At 40.1% G+C, this 20,333-nt stretch carries 20 protein-coding genes; 5 read left to right on the top strand and 15 right to left on the bottom strand.

The annotated features are described in order from the left end of the window. Window positions 1–11 precede the first annotated feature (11 nt). The 13 genes from flgL to K5Q58_RS14915 form a co-directional block, all read right to left on the bottom strand. Complete coding sequence (gene flgL, locus K5Q58_RS14975) at window positions 12–1,214, bottom strand: flagellar hook-associated protein FlgL (RefSeq protein ID WP_220754720.1); 1,203 nt, start codon at window positions 1,212–1,214, stop codon at window positions 12–14. A gap of 11 nt (window positions 1,215–1,225) precedes the next feature. After that, entirely contained in the window at window positions 1,226–3,160 is a 1,935-nt protein-coding gene (flgK, locus tag K5Q58_RS14970) for a flagellar hook-associated protein FlgK (protein WP_220754719.1), read from the bottom strand. Continuing rightward, window positions 3,160–4,272 carry a flagellar assembly peptidoglycan hydrolase FlgJ gene (gene flgJ, locus K5Q58_RS14965; protein WP_220754718.1) on the bottom strand — a complete coding sequence of 371 codons (1,113 nt, stop codon included), beginning with the start codon at window positions 4,270–4,272 and terminating at the stop codon, window positions 3,160–3,162. The genes flgK and flgJ overlap by 1 nt, the downstream gene beginning before the upstream one ends. 17 nt (window positions 4,273–4,289) lie before the next feature. After that, window positions 4,290–5,405 (bottom strand): flagellar basal body P-ring protein FlgI, encoded by a 1,116-nt coding sequence (locus K5Q58_RS14960; protein WP_220754717.1) that lies wholly within the window; start codon window positions 5,403–5,405, stop codon window positions 4,290–4,292. Between the two features lie 10 nt (window positions 5,406–5,415). Beyond that, window positions 5,416–6,090 (bottom strand): flagellar basal body L-ring protein FlgH, encoded by a 675-nt coding sequence (gene flgH / locus K5Q58_RS14955; protein ID WP_220754750.1) that lies wholly within the window; start codon window positions 6,088–6,090, stop codon window positions 5,416–5,418. A gap of 25 nt (window positions 6,091–6,115) precedes the next feature. Further along, window positions 6,116–6,904 (bottom strand): flagellar basal-body rod protein FlgG, encoded by a 789-nt coding sequence (gene flgG / locus K5Q58_RS14950; RefSeq protein ID WP_220754716.1) that lies wholly within the window; start codon window positions 6,902–6,904, stop codon window positions 6,116–6,118. 11 nt (window positions 6,905–6,915) lie between these two features. Beyond that, a complete protein-coding gene (gene flgF / locus K5Q58_RS14945) occupies window positions 6,916–7,659 on the bottom strand; it encodes a flagellar basal-body rod protein FlgF (protein WP_102528995.1) in 744 nt (247 codons plus the stop codon). Between the two features lie 220 nt (window positions 7,660–7,879). Further along, window positions 7,880–9,244 (bottom strand): flagellar hook protein FlgE, encoded by a 1,365-nt coding sequence (gene flgE / locus K5Q58_RS14940; RefSeq protein WP_220754715.1) that lies wholly within the window; start codon window positions 9,242–9,244, stop codon window positions 7,880–7,882. A 104-nt stretch (window positions 9,245–9,348) separates the two neighbouring features. After that, a complete protein-coding gene (flgD, locus tag K5Q58_RS14935) occupies window positions 9,349–10,119 on the bottom strand; it encodes a flagellar hook assembly protein FlgD (RefSeq protein ID WP_220754714.1) in 771 nt (256 codons plus the stop codon). 24 nt (window positions 10,120–10,143) lie between these two features. Then, entirely contained in the window at window positions 10,144–10,560 is a 417-nt protein-coding gene (gene flgC, locus K5Q58_RS14930) for a flagellar basal body rod protein FlgC (RefSeq protein ID WP_220754713.1), read from the bottom strand. Window positions 10,561–10,562: 2 nt separating this feature from the next. Then, window positions 10,563–10,961, bottom strand: coding sequence for a flagellar basal body rod protein FlgB (gene flgB / locus K5Q58_RS14925; RefSeq protein WP_102528991.1), 399 nt, complete (start codon window positions 10,959–10,961; stop codon window positions 10,563–10,565). 149 nt (window positions 10,962–11,110) lie between these two features. Then, window positions 11,111–11,944 (bottom strand): protein-glutamate O-methyltransferase CheR, encoded by an 834-nt coding sequence (locus K5Q58_RS14920; protein ID WP_220754712.1) that lies wholly within the window; start codon window positions 11,942–11,944, stop codon window positions 11,111–11,113. A 165-nt stretch (window positions 11,945–12,109) separates the two neighbouring features. Beyond that, entirely contained in the window at window positions 12,110–13,030 is a 921-nt protein-coding gene (locus K5Q58_RS14915; protein WP_220754711.1) for a chemotaxis protein CheV, read from the bottom strand. Between the two features lie 327 nt (window positions 13,031–13,357). On the opposite strand from K5Q58_RS14915, the gene flgA reads away from it, so the two are divergent. From flgA to K5Q58_RS14900, 3 genes are all read left to right on the top strand, one after another. Continuing rightward, window positions 13,358–14,080 (top strand): flagellar basal body P-ring formation chaperone FlgA, encoded by a 723-nt coding sequence (gene flgA, locus K5Q58_RS14910; RefSeq protein WP_220754710.1) that lies wholly within the window; start codon window positions 13,358–13,360, stop codon window positions 14,078–14,080. Between the two features lie 72 nt (window positions 14,081–14,152). After that, complete coding sequence (gene flgM / locus K5Q58_RS14905; RefSeq protein WP_220754709.1) at window positions 14,153–14,482, top strand: flagellar biosynthesis anti-sigma factor FlgM; 330 nt, start codon at window positions 14,153–14,155, stop codon at window positions 14,480–14,482. Window positions 14,483–14,547: 65 nt separating this feature from the next. Continuing rightward, complete coding sequence (locus tag K5Q58_RS14900; protein ID WP_220754708.1) at window positions 14,548–14,973, top strand: flagella synthesis protein FlgN; 426 nt, start codon at window positions 14,548–14,550, stop codon at window positions 14,971–14,973. A 206-nt stretch (window positions 14,974–15,179) separates the two neighbouring features. Here K5Q58_RS14900 and K5Q58_RS14895 read toward each other — a convergent pair whose 3' ends face one another. Beyond that, complete coding sequence (locus tag K5Q58_RS14895; protein ID WP_220754707.1) at window positions 15,180–15,638, bottom strand: LPP20 family lipoprotein; 459 nt, start codon at window positions 15,636–15,638, stop codon at window positions 15,180–15,182. Continuing rightward, the gene (locus K5Q58_RS14890) at window positions 15,635–16,345 is read right to left on the bottom strand and encodes a FlgO family outer membrane protein (protein WP_220754706.1); all 711 of its coding nucleotides are present in this window, start codon (window positions 16,343–16,345) and stop codon (window positions 15,635–15,637) included. Before K5Q58_RS14890 ends, K5Q58_RS14895 begins: the two co-directional genes overlap by 4 nt. Before the next feature lie 283 nt (window positions 16,346–16,628). Between K5Q58_RS14890 and K5Q58_RS14885 the strand changes: the two genes are divergently transcribed. Next, the gene (locus tag K5Q58_RS14885; protein ID WP_220754705.1) at window positions 16,629–17,816 is read left to right on the top strand and encodes a flagellar assembly protein FlgT; all 1,188 of its coding nucleotides are present in this window, start codon (window positions 16,629–16,631) and stop codon (window positions 17,814–17,816) included. Between the two features lie 96 nt (window positions 17,817–17,912). Next, on the top strand, window positions 17,913–20,333 hold a 2,421-nt coding region (locus K5Q58_RS14880; protein WP_220754704.1), incomplete at its 3' end, for a 6-hydroxymethylpterin diphosphokinase MptE-like protein.

Genomic DNA, 20,333 nt, shown 5'->3' with positions numbered 1-20,333 from the left:
GCATAAAATTGCTAGATATAATCAAACAATGAAATTGAACCCACTTTGCCGAATACACTCGACACGGCATTTAATGCCAGTTGCTGTTTCTCAAATTCTGTAATAGCAGCGGCATAGTCCAAATCTTCAAGCATGGATAGCGCACTATCGTTCACAATTTTTTCTTCAGCGTGGTTGGTAGAAATACTTTCTAAGCCTTTCAAGCTATTGCCTGCAATACTCCTTGCCGCACTGACTTGATTTTGACCACTATCGATATTATTCAATAGCTGTGCCAACTTTGAACTTCCTTGCGGAGTATTTGCTAAAGATGGGTCTTCTAGGAGTGCTATGGCCTCATTCATACTGTCTAAAATACTGACAGTCTCTTGAGGTTCCATGGTAAAAGAGTCGCCTGCGACGGGGGATCCAGACAGTTTCACTTCTATGCCATTAAAGCTCACAGGATTATTTGGATCAAAATTGGGTACAGTGGAAACTATGGTGCCGCCAGAATCTTCAATTTGTAAATCAAGCACGCCAGCATTATCGACAAACTTAAAGGTATAGGTATCTTCAATATGGGCAGCAGAGTCAAAAATAGCCGCCTTTTCAACAGTGAACTCGCCTTGTTGGGATGGCAAATAATTGACGCCATAATCACCTAGAGGGTTTAAGGCATTCATAAACACAGTATCACCTGGCACATTTGTTCCTATAGTGACACCTGAGGCAACAACACTTTGCCGCACACCGCTATCGCCGCTATAAACTATTTGGCCATTACTATCAAAAGCAAACGGTGGATTATTGGTATCGTTACCAGCAAAGATATAATTACCCGCCTCATCACGGGTATTTGCGATAGACATGAGTTCTTCTAGGCTACCGCGCATTTCATCGGCAATCATTTGCCGCTCATTTTGTGCCAAGCTGCCGTTCGCGCCGCGTTGTAGTTGCTCACGCATACTCGCCATCAGAGTCTCGGTGCTGCCAAGCTTACTTTCACTTAAACCTAGATGTTTTTGAGCGTAATCTATATTTTTGACATACTGATCAACTAATGAGTTTTTCTGCCTTAAATTATCAACACCAATTGCAGCAACAGGATCATCACCCGCGGTATTAATCTTTTTACCACTAGCAAGTTGTTCAAGGATTTTATTGGTTGCCGACTGTCCTTTGGAGAGACTCGTCGTATTCTGGTTAAACATTTGTGCAGTTGAGATACGCATGACTAACTCTCCTAACGAACCGAACTAAGCAATGATTCAAACATTTGCTGAGCTGTAGACATTATTCTGGCGGAAGCTTGATAAGATTGTTGAAAACGCATGAGGTTTGCCGCTTCCTCATCTAAATTGACCCCTGACTCACTTTGTACTCGGTTATAAGCTTGCAAATAAACCGCTTCATTTGACGAAAGTGAAACTGCAGCAGCTTTAGTTTGGCTGCCGATATCTAATTTACTGCCCTCAAAAACACCCGCTAATGTTGTCGAACCGCCATTCATTAATTTGGCATCAGATAGTTTCGCCATTTCAACCATATTGCTGTTATCGCCTTCAGCAAAAGACAAATCGAAGGTGTATGTGTCAATCACGCCACTTGTTGAACTGTCATCAATTTCAAAATCAAATCCATAAGGGGTGCTGATTTGAGGTGGAGTAAATGCAGTAGGCCCACCAACGGCAGCTCCTGTTGAATCAAAAGCTTGATAGGTATTAGTGACAGTATCAATTTGAAACGTTAATTCACTGTCAGTAATTGGGAAATTAGGGTTGGTTCTATCAATACTGGTCAATTTTACGCTAGTGTCGCCTGAATTCGTTGGCTCAGCAGTAATTTGTGGCCCAGCTGCTGCAATACCTTTGGGGTCGGTCATCACCACCCCTATACCGGCAGCTGCGCCTGCGTTAGGTCTAATTTCAAAGGTATCGCCATCAGCAAAACCTGCAGGGACTGAATCAATTTGAATAGAGAAACCGTCAGCACCAGTTAATTGGTTGTTAACAGCATCATAAGTTAACGCCTGCACATCACCTGTTTTAGTATCTTTTAACTCATAGGTCGAAGGTGCAGTAAATGACAATTCATATGAACTTCCTGTTAATTGACTGACGTCATCGATGTTGACTCTTAATTTTGCCGTACCAGTATTACCTTCGTATTCACCAACACGACCCGCTGCCATGGTAGGATCATTGATATCAGTAAAAATGTTTTCACCAAGCTCACCGTTTAAATCAAACCCTTTAGACTGCATTTCGTTAAACGCATCTGCAATACCGAGTGCTAACTGACCTAGTTCCTGGTTGACAGGTATTAACGTTTCATCTCTAAATTTGAAAAGTTCACCGAGCTGCCCGCCTAACTTTGACCCATCAATGACTAATGTTTGATTGCCTGTAGAAGTCGTTAACCTCACTTCATTTGGATAAGGATCGCCAGTTGTTGTCCCCACTTGCATGGCTACTTCGCCAGAAACAAGCATCACCGAGCCACCTAACATGACACTTTTACCACCGTTATCTAGTGGTATTACATTCACTTCAGAGTATTCACTTAGTTCAAGGATCAATGCATCTTGTTGATCAAGTAGCTGACTATCTTGATTACCACTTTTCATCAACTCTAGATTGATATTTGCCAGTTCATTACTAATTTCATTAATACGATCAGCTACGGCGCCAATTTGACTGTTGGTTTGCTTCATTTGTGAATCAAGATGTGATTGCATTTGATTCAAGCTTGTCGCTGTTTGCTGCGCAGCGCCTAGCATGCTGTCGCGCATTCCAAGATCGGTTGGTAAATCTGCCACACTGTTAATACTGGCAAAAAAATCATTAAGTCTGTCAGGTACCATAGAACCAATTTGCGAGTACAACTGGTCCATTTCATTCATTTTGGTATATCGCGTTTCAGCGCCACTCATTGCAGTTTGACCAATCCGCAACTCACGGGCTGCAAAGTCGTTATAAATGCGTTTTACATCGGATACATAAGTACCTTGGCCATAAAAACTACTACCAATTTTTTGAGATTCTAACGTCGATTGCTCGGCAACTTGGCGGTGATACCCCACTGTATTGGCATTAGCAATATTATTACTGGTCACCCCCATTTGAGATTGAGCAGCCAGTACACCCGTTCGGGCAATATTCAGTAAATCAACAGCCATTAGTTAGTCTCTCCTGGTAATACAGACTTAAGTCCATTGGTCACTGACTCCATCACTTTCAGCACCTTTTGTGCATATTGAGGGTCAGTGGCATAACCGGCTTTTTGCAATGCATTAATAAACTTGGCAGGTTCTGCTGCCACTTTTTTAGCTTCTTGATACCGTTCGCCATTTGAAATAAATGACACAAAATCATTAAAACTTTGTTCGATGTTGTCATACATCCTAAAATCTGCTTTTTGCTTCACTGCAACCCCTTGTTCATATTCAAGGGTATTAACAGAGGCTTTATCTCCTTGCCAACGTCTATCAGCCTTAATGTTGAACAAGTTATTACTTGCGCTGCCATCGTTACGGCGGATCATCTTTTGACCCCAACCGGTTTCAAGAGCCGACTGAGCTAACAACACTTCAGGAGTTGTACCCAATGCTTTAGCGGCTTTTTCAGCATGAGGGTATAACACAGCAACAAAGTGCTCTGGATTTTCAAATTCGTTTGGTGCTTGATTCAATGATTGCGGCAATTGATTGCCACTAGAGGCAACTGAAGTCACAGCTTTACCGGCCAGAATTTGCTTAATCGCAGCTTCATCAATCGCATCGTGATTTGACGATAGTTGCTGAATATTGATATCAGGCTGCTGGCTAGTATTAGCCGCTGCATTCATTGATTGAAGTGGCGATTGAAATGCAGATTGCTCTAATGGGGAGTTAGTATTTGGGCCAGTTTTGTCATCGAACATCGCATGACTGATTTTCGCATCAATATCACCACGTAGCACAGATGCAGGTTTAAATGGGGTATCTTGCGGAGATAACTGCTGAACCATTAAATCAGCAATACCCAGCATTCCCTTATCAGACAAGTCCACCGACATTTGTTGATCACGCATGTTTTCAAAAAACTCGGTGGTTTGGCTATTCATCGGACTATCGGACTTAAAAGCAGCATTGGCATCTCGCATGCTTTTCATTAGCATTTGAATGAAGATGCCTTCAAACTGCTTTGCGACTTCTTTAAGTGCCCCTTTCTCGTCCTTCTGGGCTTGAGAACGTAATGAATCTAGTCCTCCTAGATCCAGAAAGTGCGATGAATTTGACAGCTTTTCCATAGTCGTACCGACAATTTTTAGATGATGATAAGTTCACCATGCAAAGCGCCTGCCATCTTTAACGCCTCTAGTATTGCAAGTACATCAGAAGGGGCGGCACCAACCAAGTTTACCGCTCTAACTAGCTCATCTAGGGTCGTACCGGGGTCAAATAGGAACATACGGCTATCAGCTTCTGCAACATCAATAGTACTGTCAGTAGTGACAACGGTTTGACCATTAGCAAAAGCATTAGGCTGGGATACCTGTGTCGCTTCAGCAATCGTAACCGTTAAGCCACCATGCGTAACCGCAGCGGGCATCAATTTAACGTTTTGCCCAACGACAATGGTGCCAGTACGAGAATTAACAATGACTTTTGCCGACTCACTTGCAATCTCTACTTCAACATTTTCAAGAGTAGCTAAAAATGACACCCGCTGGGATGCATCACGTGGCGCACTGACTTGAATAGAAGTACCATCAAGAGCACGAGCCATGCCTGGGCCTAAAAAACTATTAATGGCATCAGCCATACTTTTCGCGGTAGAGAAGTCAGAACGGTGTAGATTAAAGGTTAGATGATCGCCCGTTGCAAACGGCGACATAACGCTGCGTTCCACCATGGCTCCACCAGGAATACGGCCAACGGTTGGTGTATTTTGAATGACTTGCGAGCCATCTAAACCTTCAGCACTAAAACCACTAACGACTAAACTGCCTTGAGCTATGGCATAGACATTACCATCAACACCTTTCAAGAATGTTTGAAGTAATGTGCCACCGCGTAAGCTTTTGGCTTCACCAATACTGGAAACCGTTATGTCAAGATTTTGACCGGGTTTGATAAAAGCAGGCATTTCAGCATGCACTGCAACCACTGCCGCATTCTTGGTTTTTGGACTGACGTTATCAGGAAGGTTGATACCAAAGTTTTTCAACATGGTTCTAAACGTTTGTTCGGTATAACGGGTTTTCTCGCCTGTTCCGGGTAAACCTACTACTAGGCCGTAACCAATTAGCTGGTTACTACGTACCCCTTGAACATTGGCAATGTCTTTAATCCGTTGAGCATGACTTGGGGCCGATAACGACAGTGTTGCAACGGTAACAGCTGAAATCACTGCACTGATAAATAATGATTTAATCTTCATGGCATACTCCTTAGAAAGGCCACCACTCGCCCATGAAGAATGAGCTTAACCACCCTACTTTTTGGACATCTGCAAAGGTGCCTGTGCCACTGTATTGAATCCGAGCATTAGCAACTCGAGTTGACTCAACTGTATTTTCTGGGGTGATATCCTGGCTACGAACCATACCTGTGACACGAATAAACTCGTCACCATTGTTAATCGAAATCCATTTTTCACCACGAATAACTAAGTTACCGTTACTCAATACTTGCATGACATTGGCAGAGATACTGCCATCTAAACTGTTTGACTGATCGGCATCTGACTCACGTTTGGTATTCATTTCATCTGAGTAACGTAAGTCGAGAGGTACCCCTTTGATCGTGACATTGCCTCCACCGGCATATATCGGATCTACACTTAAATTCGAGTCTTTCTTAATTTCGTTGTTGGCGCTTTTTTTAGCTTGGGTCGACTCATTAAGTAGCACAGTAATAATATCGCCAACTTTATGGGCTCGAATATCCGAATATAAACTCGACGATTGATGATCAATAAAAATAGACCCTGTAGACACCATCTTTGTCGGCGGCGCCTCTGGATACACTGGTGCATAAAATGGATCATCAGGGATAGGTTTTTGCTGTGTCGAGCTACAACCTGCCAATATAATTGCTGATGCTAAGACTAGATATTTATTCATCATCCCTTCTCCTAATCATCAAACGCTATAAGTTTTGTGTCACGTAAGACATCATCTGATCGACAGCTGAAATCACTTTAGAATTCATTTCGTAAATTCGCTGACTTTGAATAAGATTCACTAACTCTTCAGTCACATTTACATTTGACGTTTCCAATGCACCCTGTCGAATAGCACCTAAACCATCTAGTGAGGCAGTACCCTGGATTGGTGTTCCACTTGCACCCGTTTCGGTATAAAGGTTTTGCCCCAATGGATCTAGCCCTGATGGATTAATAAAATCACTCATCGAGAGTTGACCGACAACAGTACTTTCCGTCGCGCCAGATAATTTTACTGATACTTCACCTTCAGCTGAAACAGTAATCGATGTGGCATCGTCAGGAATAGTGATTGACGGCTGCAATACATAACCAGAACCCGGTGTAACTATTTGACCATTTTCATCAAGGCTGAACTGACCATTACGAGTGTAAGCTGCTGTGCCATCAGGCATTTCAACTTCAAAAAAACCTGGTCCTTCAATCATCAAATCCAAAGAGTTATCAGTGGTGAGCATATTACCTTGGGTAAACATCTTTTGAGTCGCGACCACTTTGGTACCCGCACCAATGTTTAAGCCATTTGGCAATTTAGTGTTATCAGCACTAATACCACCAGCTTGATTAACCGTTTGGTAAAGTAAATCTTCAAATACCGCACGGCTTTTTTTATAGCCAACGGTACTCGCATTTGCCACATTGTTAGAAATAACTGCAATATCGGTTTGTTGGGCGTCTAGGCCAGTTTTACTTATCCATAAAGCGGGATGCATAATAATTACTCCTAACTAATTCTCATTAAAGATGACGAGGCGCGATCAAGATCTTCGGCATTTTTCATCATCTTCACTTGCATTTCGTATTGACGTTGAATATCAATTAACGCCACCATTTCCGATACAGCATTAACATTGCTGCCCTCAACCGCCCCACTTTCGACAGTAACATTAGGGTCATTGGGTGCATTTAAACCCGAAGTCAGTCTGAATAAGCCATCTTCACCACGCATCATTTCAGCGTTATCTGGATTAACTAATTTAATTCGTGCAACTTCTTCAATCACATCTGCAGTTGCGCCCTGCGGTCTTACTGAAATAATGCCATCAGGTGATATTTGAACTTTATCGATAGGCAGCGGCAGTACAATTGGTCCCGCTTCACCCATCACTGGATTACCACGGCCATTGGTAAGTAGCCCTGTACTGTCAAAACTTAGACTTCCTGAACGGGTATAAGCTTCACCGCCTTCTTTACTTTGCACCGCAATCCAACCTTGATCTTTAATCGCAATATCTAAATCACGACCAGTTGTTTTAATTGGGCCAGAGTTAAAGTTATGCCCAGGACTTTCAGTCATAGCAAACACACGCGTTGGTAAACCTTCGCCAAACGCTTGCATGGAGCGAGCTTGAGCTAGATCAGCTTTAAAACCATCAGTATTGGCATTAGCTAAATTATTGGCACGAACAGCCAAAGCATTCATATTTTGCTTTGCTCCACTCATGGCAACATAAAGTAGTTTGTCCATTTGCTGCTCCGTCAAACTTTTTACATAACAAAAGATATACACAGAACTAGCAATCAATGTGCCAAAACACAAAAGGAGCATCAATAAAGGCTAACAAAATGAATTTAAAAAGAAATGAAGTATAAAGTGATAGAAATGAAAGGAGGAAAGAACAATAAAATGGCAAAGAGTTGCCATAGTGGCAACTCTTTGACTAGCTAAAATCGTTGATTCTTACGATTTAGCGGATTTGAAGAATTGATTGGTTCAAGGTGTTATTCACTTCAAGCGTACGCGAGTTAGCTTGGAAGTTACGTTGAGCAGAAATTAAATCAACCAACTCCGTTGTCAGATCAACATTAGACTGCTCAAGTGCTGAAGACCGAATGCCGCCAAATGTACCGCTATTCGCTTCACCCGCTAGTGCGGCGCCAGAATCTAAGCTCGCCTTCCAAGATGTATTACCTACTTGAGTTAAACCTTGTTCATTAGCAAAACGAACCAAAGCAACTCGTGCTAACGGCTCTGTTGTACCATTACTGTAACTTGCTGTTACTAATCCATCTTCACCGATCCCAACATTAGTTAAGCGACCTACAGTAGTACCATCTTGGGTTAACTCAGTCACTTCAAATGGTGATGCGTATTGCGTTGGGTTATTAAATCCAAGTGTGATTTTCTGGGTCCCATCAGCGCCAGGACCTAAAACATTGGCGCCGTTTACACCCAGCTCTACCGTTTCAACTGTGGTAGGGTCAGATCCAGTATAAGCACCAGCATCATTGAACTTTAATACTGAGCCTTTCCAACCTGAAGCGTTCTCTGCTAATGCTGTACCATCAGCAATGCCATCACCAGTTGTATCAACGCCATATGAACCACCATTGGCTTGGTCTATGTCCACTTGCTTGCCATCAACCGCGTAAAAAGCAACCCAGTTACTTTCGCCGGTGTAAGCCCCATCAGTCGGCTTAACAAAATAAGTCGTCATGATATGAGACTCACCTAACGAATCATATATCGTTACAGAAGTTGAATTATTAAACGTGTCTGGATCATTCGGGTCGAAGTTAGCAGGATCTAATGTTGACTCACCCACATTTAAATTCATTTGCAAGCCAACATTACTGGTTTGAACTGGGCTACCTGCGGTATCAGGGATTTTAATCGGTACCGTACTCGATAAACTCACCGAGGTTGAGTTGCCGTCAGCATCCACAGGGAAACCTTGAAGATAATTACCTGCAGAATCCGTCATAAAGCTTTCAGAGTTAACTTTGAAAGCGCCAGCACGGGTAAATGAATGATCCTGTGTGCCCACTTCAGAAGCTGTGACAAAAAAACCACCGCCACTGATTGCCATATCAAGTGAGTTACTGGTGAACTGTAAACTACCTTGCTGGAACTGCTGAGCAACTTGAGTCGTTGTTGCACCACCACCCACTGCTGTTTTACTGTTAGAAAAGATAGAATTAGCATAAACATCAGCAAATTCTGCACGCGACTCTTTAAAGCCGATAGTGTTAACGTTGGCAATGTTATTTGCTGTGGTATTGAGATCTTTTTGAGCAGCGGAAATACCACTCAAAGCAATGTTAAACGACATAATTTACCCCTTCTCTTACTAATTCTATTTGTTTTTAATCGACAGTATTCTGACAACTATCGCAATTTAGTTTTTAAGCTTGCCATTATCTAACTTGCCTTAAATTAACTTTCAGCTACTGCAAGTACGTCTGATAATTGAATACCGCCAATACCACGAAGATTTAATATTGCACCAGTTGTTACATCACCTAATGAAACACTGGAAACGTGAGCGTAAGTCGATACCGCTAAATCTTCTGATGTGCCATCAATTTTACCGTTCGCTTTGATGGCATAGTTTCCTTCAGCAACGGGCTCACCATTCTTATCAAGACCGTCCCATGTCACATCGATGTTCCCGCCCGCAGATCCATCAACTTCAAATGTTCTAATGACTTGACCCGTTTCATCTTCGATATTGACAGTAATCCTATCAATCGGAGTTGGCGTACTGATCACCCCTTTGACTTCAGAGCTATCAGTGCCAATATGGCCTGTATCAGACGGAATAAGTACTTTCTGTCCAACAAGGCCAGATGCCTGCAGTGCTTGGCTAGAGCTGGTTAAGGTATTGAGGTTTAGAATCTCTTCATTTAGCTTGGCAATACCATCTACCGTCGAGAAGGATGCCATTTGAGAAATCATTTGATCATTTTCTACTGGTTTAAATGGGTCCTGCATAGACAACTGCTGACTCAATAATGCAAAGAAATCTGATTGAGTCAGTTCCTGACTATTAGGTTCAGGTGTTTCAGCTGCTTCAGCATGCTGAACACTGTCTAAATAAGCATTACTACTCGTTTCAGTTTGCGTGGTGTTAGAAGCTATACCAGTAGAACTCGCTGACTGGGTTTGCGGCAAACTTTGACTACTGTAAGGATTAACGAGGCTCATTTGTTACCTCCAACAAAATTCATATTACTTACCCATACGAAGCGTTTGTTGCAGCATCGATTTTGCCGCATCAGCCACTTGGACATTCATTTGATATGACCGAGAAGCAGAAATCATATCTGCCATTTCTTCCATCACATTCACATTCGGTTTATAAATAAATCCGTCACCATCAGCCATTGGGTGATCAGGAGAAAACTCCTTTAACAACGGTTTATCACTTTCAACAATGCCTTTAACGCTGACACTGTGAGAACTATTCTGTTGACTGGTTGCTTTAGCCATTTCAGCTTCAAAAATCGGATGGCGAGACTTATAAGTTTGCTCAACGCTACTTGAGACAGAATCAGCATTAGCAATGTTACTGGCAGTGGTATTAAGTCGTACCGATTGCGCTGACATACCAGAACCTGACACATTAAATATATTAAAAAGACTCATAATTAATCCCCTCTAATCGCTTTACGCATGCCAGAAAATTTACTTTCCAGAAATCCTAGTGACATTTGATACTCTAATGAGTTTTGCATAAACGCTGCTTGTTCTTGCTGGGAGTCAACGGTATTGCCATCACCTGTATCAGGTTGATTAGGAACGCGGAACTGAACATGTTCTTGGCTAAGGGCCTTTAAATCGAAATGTTTGTCAGTTGTTTGACTCATCTGTAGCCCTTGCTGATGTGAACGAGCACTGTTCATTGCAGATGCAAAGTCGACATCACGGGCCTTATAGCCTGGCGTATTTGAATTGGCGATATTGCTTGATAGCACTTCAGCCCTTTGAGCGCGTATGCCCAATGAGTATTGATGTATCCCCAAACCATTTTCAAAATTAATCGCCATAAAATTGCCTCCATCAGCTAACTGAGATGAATAAAGCAAAGGCTGTGCCAAAAAAATGTAGAAATAACCTAGGAAAGGATAAAAAACAAAATGCCAGCGAATGCTGGCATTAAAATATATAAAAACTCTTTAATTACAAAGCGTTGAAACTAAGTTTTCTTTTGGTAGTAAATACCTGGATTACATCGAACCATATTGAACTCATCGGTTAACCCTGAAATAGATTCTGACGCTCCTAAAAATAATATGCCGTTAGGGTTTAGAGCGGCAGCAAATTGCCGCAGTATTTTAGCTTTTGCCTCAGGGGCAAAATAAATCAGTACATTACGGCAGAAAATAATGTCGTATTTGCCAAGTAAGCTATAACTTTCTAGCAAATTATGCGCTCTAAAATTCACTAAACGCTTAACATTATCTTTAATCTTCATATTGCCAGAAGGCAATGGATCAAAAAATTGCCTTTTACGCTCAGGGGATAAACCACGGGCTAATGCCAAACTGTCATATTCCGCATTTTTACAGCGCTCAAGCATAGACGGCGATAAATCGGTAGCTTGTATCGTTGCACTGCTAGGCAAAGCGCCAGGCTTACGTTGCTGATATTCAAGAATAGTCATTGCTAAAGAATAGGGTTCTTGCCCTGATGAACACGCCGCTGACCATATTTTTAACGGTCGGCCTAGACGACTATATTCTGGCAATAAAGTATTGTGCAGTAATTCAAACGGGTATTTATCTCTAAACCACAATGTCTCATTCGTGGTCATCGCATCGATAACTTCTGCTCTTAATTGTCTTTCTGTGGGCTTCATCGAACGTTTAACCACTTCAGATAATGAAGGAAGATCATACTTCCCCATTAAAGGTGCTAAACGACTTCTTACTAAATATTGTTTATTATCACCTAATACAATGCCGCTGTGCTGCTCTAAAAAGAGCTTAAACTGATTATATTCTGCTTCAGCGAGTGATTTATTAGTCACATTTACACCCTATTATAAAGAGATTGCCCTTGTGGCCATCTCAGTGTGAACCGGTCACTTAACTATCAAACTTGTTTAATCTTCAGAAAAGGCATAATAAACCTAAGTCTGCCTTTGTATATACTGTCTTTGCATATAATAATAGACAGACTATTGCCACAATGCTTATAAAATTAAGTGTTTATTCACAGCAGATGCTAATTCATCAGGGTTAAATTTTGCGATAAAATCATTAGCCCCAACTTTCTCGACCATAGCTTGGTTGAAAACCCCACTTAAAGAGGTGTGCAATACCACTTTTATGTCTTTAAGCTTAGGATCATCACGTATTTCTGCGGTCAAGGTATAACCATCCATTTCTGGCATTTCAATATCTGAAATAATTAATGGGATCTCGTCAGCAACATTATCCATTTCAGTTGCAATGGCTTTGAGTTTTTCAAGGGCATCTTTACCATCAATCGCAGTATCGATTTGCAAATTCAACGACTCAAGTGAACGTATAATTTGTTTTCTCGCTACCGCTGAATCATCAATGACCATAATGTGATAATGCTGTTCGCGATCAATGGTTAGCGCTTCATCTGCTTCTTTACTGATTTCAGTTTTAACTGGTGATATTTCATCTAAGATTTTTTCAACATCCAAAATCTCTACCAATTCACCTTCAATTTCTGTCACCGCCGTCAAATATGAGTTACGACCGGCACCTTGTGGAGGCGGCATAATAGATTCCCAATTCATATTGATAATGCGCTCAACAGAACTGACTAAGAAACCTTGAATACTGCGGTTATACTCAGCAATAATGATGAAACAGTTTTCAGTTGAAGTTAATGGGCGGCCACCCGTTGCAGCACTTAAATCAATCACAGAAATAGTCGAGCCGCGGATATGTGCAATGCCTTTAATCATAGGGCTTAGGCGCGGTAAAGTGGTTAATGGCGGACACTGTAAGACTTCTTTTACTTTAAAAACGTTAATACCAAAACGTTGACGGCCATTCAATTTAAAAAGCAACAACTCGAGTCTGTTTTGACCAACAAGTTGGGTACGTTTATTGACTGATTCAAGAATACTCGACATAACCCTGCCTTAATTAATACAGCCCCTTCGGGCATTTTCTTATGATTTAAAGCGACACTAATCCTACTACCATCAAATTGTAACACACGCTTGATGTGATTTATTCGCTATATTAATAGCTTTAATGTAATAGGCATACTTATTGCTTTAAATTAATCAATTACCATATAAACCAATATTTTCAGCTGAAAAGTCAAACTTCTGACTTCTGGTTCAATTATTCTTCAGTGAATAGTTCAGCTTAAAAGAATCTTGTTTAAATCAATGTATTTAAACCGCTAACATGAAGTATAGAGGTATTCTGGCAATACTCGCTAGAAACAAAATATGAAGAAAAACATTCTTTTGTTACTTATCTTAATGTGCTCTGCTTTTCCGGCTTTAGCCAGTGAAGACAGTACTATCACCTATTCTTTATCGACCATTACTGCGTTAGCTAAAGAGACTGTTGCAAAAAAAATTGCCGACTCACCTTCATTTAATAGCAATGCAAAAATAAACATTTTGCCGCAACGATTAGAAGGAAGGCTTACCCCCCCTTCATGTTATCCACCCATTCAGGTAGAAATGGCCAGTGACCGACCTATTAACCGCACTAATACTGTCAAAATAAGCTGTATAAGTCCTGAGTACGATTACCCTTGGCAAATGTATTTATCAGTAAAAGTTGAGGTACTCTACCCGGTTGTAACCGCTAAAGGTATTATCGAAAAAGGCGAACTCATCACTGACGACACCATTGAAATCAACTTTGTAGACCAACACAGCATTCGTGGTCAATTTTTCTCTGGTATATCAGACATTATTGGCACGCGCTCAAAAAGGCGAGTAGCAGCAAAAGCACCATTACTTAATAATAACCTATGTTTTGTCTGTAAAGGTGATTCGGTATCGATATACGCAAAAACAAGTAGCTTTGAAATCAAAACAGCTGGAGAAGCGTTGCGAGATGGTAACCTGGGAGATACTATTAGAGTCAAAAACTCTAACTCAAACAGAAGACTAGATGTTATTGTCACAGGTGTTGGAGAAGTTGAAGTTAGGATGTAAAATAATCCTAAAGTTATTTCCATCAAGGCCGATACCCTGTTAGGAATACCATAAATTACGCTGGAGCCTTACATGGCAATTGATATTAACAATCTAAAAACAGCTTCACACACTCAGTTACGCACCAATCGTAACTCAAGTGCTGCGACTAATACTGCAGAAACACCAAGCAGTAATAAAGCAGATGTGAAAACTGATTCGGTCAGCATCACCTCGCAAGCCCAACAGCTGCAAGGAGCTCAAAGCAAAATGGCATCGTTACCAGAAATTGATCAAAGCAAAGTTGATGCAATTAAAACAGCGATTTCAGAAGGTCGATATAAAGTTGACCCAGAAAAGCTCGCTGCTAACATTGCAAGTTTTGAAGCTGACATGAGCGGACTAAATTTCGACCAAGAGTAGTTTCATAATGACTCTTGGCTAATCAAGCGTTACATCAGTAACGTGGATTTTATAAAGAGTAACTTATGAACGAATTACTACAGCTGTTATCTTTTCAGCACGGCACCTTGTCGTCGCTGAAAAAACTTGTATCTGCAGAAAAACAAGCATTAACGGACCAAGACGCTGATACCCTGTTAGCCTTGGCTCGAGAAAAAGTCACTTGCCTTAATAATTTACAACAAAATGACCAGAAACTGGCTAACCATCCAGATAAAGAGCTGCTCAATACAAATGCCGAGTTAGTTCAAAAGGTAGAGGAAGCTAAGGCCATTTTAGAACAATGCAAAGACATTAATAATCAGAATGCCAGCCTTATCGAACTAAATATTGCCAGCCTGAATCGTTTCTCACAAGCAATGCAAATGAGCCGTAATGCTACCAGCCTGACTTATAATGACAAAGGTCATACTTCAACCATCTCTTCATTAGGGTCAAACCTAAAAGCTTAGGTACAAATTCAGGTGTAACCCTAGGTTTAAATCGAAGGTTTAAATCGAAAACTTAGTCTAGCTTTTAAGAGTAACTCTATTGATAGCCTTACAAACAAGCGCCTTGTTACATTGCAGTTTTAGACACAAAAAAGCCGCTAATCAGCGGCTTTATTATCAATTTGAACCCATCAAGATACGGTCTAACTAATAACGTATTAATAAAACTAAAAGTATGTCACTTCTTTGATCTTTCTTGGTCGATTAGCTTGCTGATAAAGCTCCCATACTTGAGCGTAGTCTAACTCCAGCTCAGTTACGTACATATCGCCTGCTGGATAACTTTTTATCACCTTAGCGCCTTTAATCATGCCAGATACATTAGCAGACACAGTTTCGCTATTTAATAGCCAATCACTCATTTGGCTATTGGCATCTATTTGTTGGCCGTAAACTTGCTCGGCCAATTCGCGATAGGCTGCTATTTTAGAGGCCTGCATCGCCATTAACACTTTATGTGATTGATCTTTTGCCGGTTGCGTTTTTAAAGGCGCATAACCAATAGCTGTTAATGTCGGAAACTGCTCAGGCGCTTCTGTTTCCCACTGCACATACTTATCATTACTCGCACACCCGCCTAAAGATAATGCTGCCACCGACATCAGCATAAGTAGTAATTTTTTCATAATTGTTCACCTAATACTGCAACCTTCCCTAATCCCGATTGCTCATTACGAAATAACAGACCATCTTGTGAAGTCACCTTATTTGATGGCGATAAGAATCCCGGTAAGCTCGCTAAATGCACGAAAGTCTGAACTGCTGATACAACACGGTTGTTGGTCACATTAACAATCCTAGCGTTCAACACTAATCCCTGAGTAGTTGTATCCATTGTCGACACCACTACATGAGAAACCGGTAAATCAGAAGGTAATAATTTCCAGTCACGGCTCAGGATAAATTCACCTTGTTCAGTTGCCCTTATGGCATTAGCAACGTTCATATCGACGAGGTTAAACTCATGAGCATGAAATGCAGCGACAAGACCTTGTTGAAGCTGCAACCCTAATGCATCGGTTTGACTAAACTGGCCCACCTTCACAGGTGTTGTTACCAGCAAAGGCTGATCTGTTCGTAAACTGTCATTTTGCAAAACCAGCTCATTGACTATTTTTTCAGCAAGAATATTAATGTGAGATTTAGGTGCTAGGCCAACTTTTTCGATATCATAGTAAAGCGCTTGTTTTGATTCAGCTTGTGGCTCAGATGCAAACCAATAGTTAGTATCTGTAGGCTGCACAGCATAAGTCAACTCATCAGGAGCTGCAGGCTCTTTATTAGCACAAGCAACCACCATTAAAGCAATGGGGATTAATATCAGTGATCGCATAGCCTTCCCTTAAATCAGTTATATTTGAATGAAGTCAGTTTTCAAATTCATCGATAAGATCATTAGTGAATTAATACCAAGTAATCAAAATCACATTCCATGCAACTCTATCGGCGGATAATTCAAAAACTTTACTAAGAATGAGCGATAAATTAATCAGAGCTGACAAAAAGACTTTAGTTATAACAGGCACAGTTTTTGCTTTATTTCAGACATTAATAAAAACAGTGCTCAAAAGTCATTTAGTTGGCACTGCAATCGTACTGATTTGTCAAAAGTGAAAATGAACATGCCAAATTTAAGCCTAAAATTATTCGTTTTTTTCTTGTTAGCAATGCTTTCAAGTACTGCTAGCAGCTTAGCTTTTGCGCAACAAGTCGAAGTATCAGGCCAAGCAAAAATCATCGACGGGAATATCGATAAAGCCCGTGAGGCTGCAATCAACCAGGCACTTAACTATGCTAGTTTAAAAGCTGGGGTTAACTTTAATAGCCAGCAAACAATCAACCAAGGTAACCTCACTCAAGATGCGTTTCACATTCAACGAATGGGCGAAGCCAACAATATAGAACTGTTATCTGAAATTGTTACCAAAGCCGATATCACCGTTTTACTAAGGCTTAACCTACAATCACAAAAAGTGGTTCAACAATGTCATAGCCAACAACTCAAAGCAGCGATAATGATCCCGCAAGCAACCATGCGCGACCGCTCACAGTTGCGCTATGGACAACTCGCCAAGTTTGAACAAGCGCTATCTCAACAATACGGTTCAGTCATTAATGGACTATCAAACTATAGTTTTGCTCACATGCATGCAGAAGAAAAACTCGACCATACAAACGAGTTAATTAACTTCAAAGGCAATAGAATCCCTAGCTGGTTAGGTGAAATCACAGATAGCCAATATATATTGCAACCTGAAGTATTAGATATTTCCACCGAGCCTTATCAAAGTTCAATATTCGGTCTATGGAACGATTATCCGGAGCGACAAATCAACTTGCGCTTTACTTTATTCCATGGCATTAGCGGTGAAAAAGTCTGGAGTAAAGACTACTCAACAATGGCAGTTTGGGAGTTTGACCGAGATGAAACAGTGTCACCTTCAACCCAACGTTTCTGGGGTTCTGAATACGGGCAAGCAATGAACCAATTACTACAACAAAGTACCCAAGACATTGATAACTTGCTCAATTGCCGTCCTTTACTGGGTCAAATTGTGGCGAAACAAGGCAACAGAATCATTATTAACTTAGGCCGCAAAAATAACGTCAAGATGGGTGATAACTTCCAAATTGTGTTACAACAAAATATTCCTGATAGAGTGAATTTAATGCGCGCTGTAGCCACCAAGAATCGAGCGACAGTGACCATTGAGCAAGTATCAGAAGAAAGCGCCACTGCTATTCTTGAAGGAGTTAACAGCTCTGGCAATATCCAAATTCAAGATATTGTGATTAAGATTTAAGCCCAAATAGTTCTATATAAAGTTACAACATCCTGGAATCGGCTCAACATTAAGAGCATTCGAGATATTGACCCTATATACAAAGGTTTTAATACAATGACAGCATCAAACTCAGTAATAAAAAATCAATTTGCTATCAGTCAATTTAATGAATATTACCTACCTAGTATCAACAGGAATACCTTCGAAAAAGTCGACTCTACAACTGTTTTTAAGCAAAAATTTAAACAGGATATTTTTACAGAAGACACTCTTCATATAATTGTAGGCTTAGACTCCGGTTTACTGGTTAACTACATTATAGAAGCACCTAAAACCGAAGGGAGCAAATATTTATTCGTTGAGCTCCCTGAAGTTATGACAATGTTAAATATTGATCTTCCTGAAAAACAGAAGGAATACCTTGATGTCATGAGCTTCGATGAGTTTTCTAAAATTATTCAATCTAGCCATCACAACTTGTTTTTAGTTAAAAACCAGGTAAAAGTAACCCTTTCATTATCAGCGTCATCAGGCGTCATTGAAGATTACTCTGTTTGCTACAACAATATTTGTAAATTGCTGTCACAGAAAAGCTCATCTTTAAAAGCAAATTTAAATCAGAAATTATTTTTTGCAGAACAATTACTCAATGCTAGTGAAAATCAACAACCTGCAACAATCTTAAAAAATACTTTTAGCGGTAAAACATGCGTTATCGTCGGAGGAGGCCCTTCACTTGATGAACAACTTGATTGGCTCAAACTAAACTACGATAAATTATTCATTATTACCGTATCAAGGTGTGCTTCTAAGCTGTCACTACTTGGTATACCTGCACACATTATTGTGTCAATTGATCCACAAGAGCATAGTTTCGAAGTTAATAGAGAAATGATGGGTCTAGCCCATGAAAGTTTGCTCGTAAACTCCCATCATATTTGCCATAGAATTTTAGCCCAATGGCAAGGACGATCTGTTTTTCTTGGGGAACAATTACCTTGGATTGATAGTAATAACATCCCCACAGTTGGCCCAACTGTTACAAACAGCTCAATTAGAATTGCCATTGAAATGGGGTTTTCTCAAATTCTTTTAACTGGGGTAGATTTTTGTCATTCAAGCACAGGGCTTACTCATACTAAAGGAAGTGTTGAAGCAGCATCTGGAAGTGATAATAGTAGAATCAATCAATGGGTTGAAACTTATGCAGGGAATTTAGCAGAAACCCCCATGTCCTTGTTCCATGCAGCAAATGCTTTACAGCAAGAGGCTACAGCATACCCAAAAACCAACATAATAAACTTGTCCATTAATGCAGCAAAAATTGATGGTATTCAACATATTGACGTAAAAAACATTAAAATTGAACCCGTTTCTTGTACAATTAAGCAGTTCATCGAAAACTTACCACAAAAGCGCCAGAAGGAAAGTCAATTTTTCTATTCACTAGAAAAAGAGCTACGCGCAGCTAAACGTTCTCTTAATAAAATTCACACATTATCAAAAGAAGCGCTTTCACTTATTTCAACGGCCAAAAAATATTCAGTTAAGAGTGACGAATACCAACAAAAAATTGCAGGCATTGAAAGAATCGAATCTAAAATAAATAACCAACATTCCTCTTTCAGTAAACTCATCAAAATTTATGGTTATTTTGAGTTCTCGCAGTTTTTAACCACAAAAGAAACAAACGACTGGTCAGAAGAACAAATGAATTCAATGACTAATAAGTATTATCAAGCATTTGAAATCATGTCAAAAGAGTTAAATGAGTTAGTTCAACAGTCCTTAGAATTAGTTACTGTTAGAAAAGAAGAGTTAAAAGAACGCCCTTCATTTGTTTTATTAAGCACAACTTGGTTCTACTTTAATCAACCAGGCAGAGTTTACTTATGGATAAACAATGCAGGAAAGCAAATAGCTTCAAATTTACCTCAAAGAGATAATGAAGTAATCATTAAATTGCAAAACTCCTATAAAGTACAACTTGAAAGTCGCGCTCATCCATATTTTTCAATGAAGAAAAAAAACCAAGTTCTAACAAACACACTCGCAAAAATTATAGATTTAAAGCAAAGCAAAAACATTGCCGGGCTAAAATTACTTGCCACTAATTTACGTCCATTAATAAGTGTTGATCAATATGCTTCACGATTGTTTCACTTAACCCAATATTTTACTTTTTTTTTAAAAAACGAGTTTGAATCTGCTTTAAATTCGATATTAAGTATTGAAGAAAGCAACCGTTCTGAAGTGGAACATAAACAGATTTTACTTATAGCATTTAAACTACACAATCTAGATTTAGCAGAAAAAACCCTTAATGAATTAGTAAAATACAGTGATGAATATCAACCTCAACACGCACATATTTTATCTTTAAAAGGGGAAAACCAGCAGGCTTTAGATAAATACTTAAATTACCTAGATAAATACCCAACGGATGAAAATACACTCATAAAGCTAGGGATTTTTTTAGCTAACATTGGGCAAACAGAAGGGGCTAGATCTTCTTTTTCTCAAGTATTATCTATT

It is taken from the genome of Shewanella sp. KT0246 (assembly GCF_019654955.1).
Lineage (GTDB): Bacteria > Pseudomonadota > Gammaproteobacteria > Enterobacterales > Shewanellaceae > Shewanella > Shewanella goraebulensis.
This window is presented reverse-complemented; position numbering and strand designations above follow the sequence as displayed.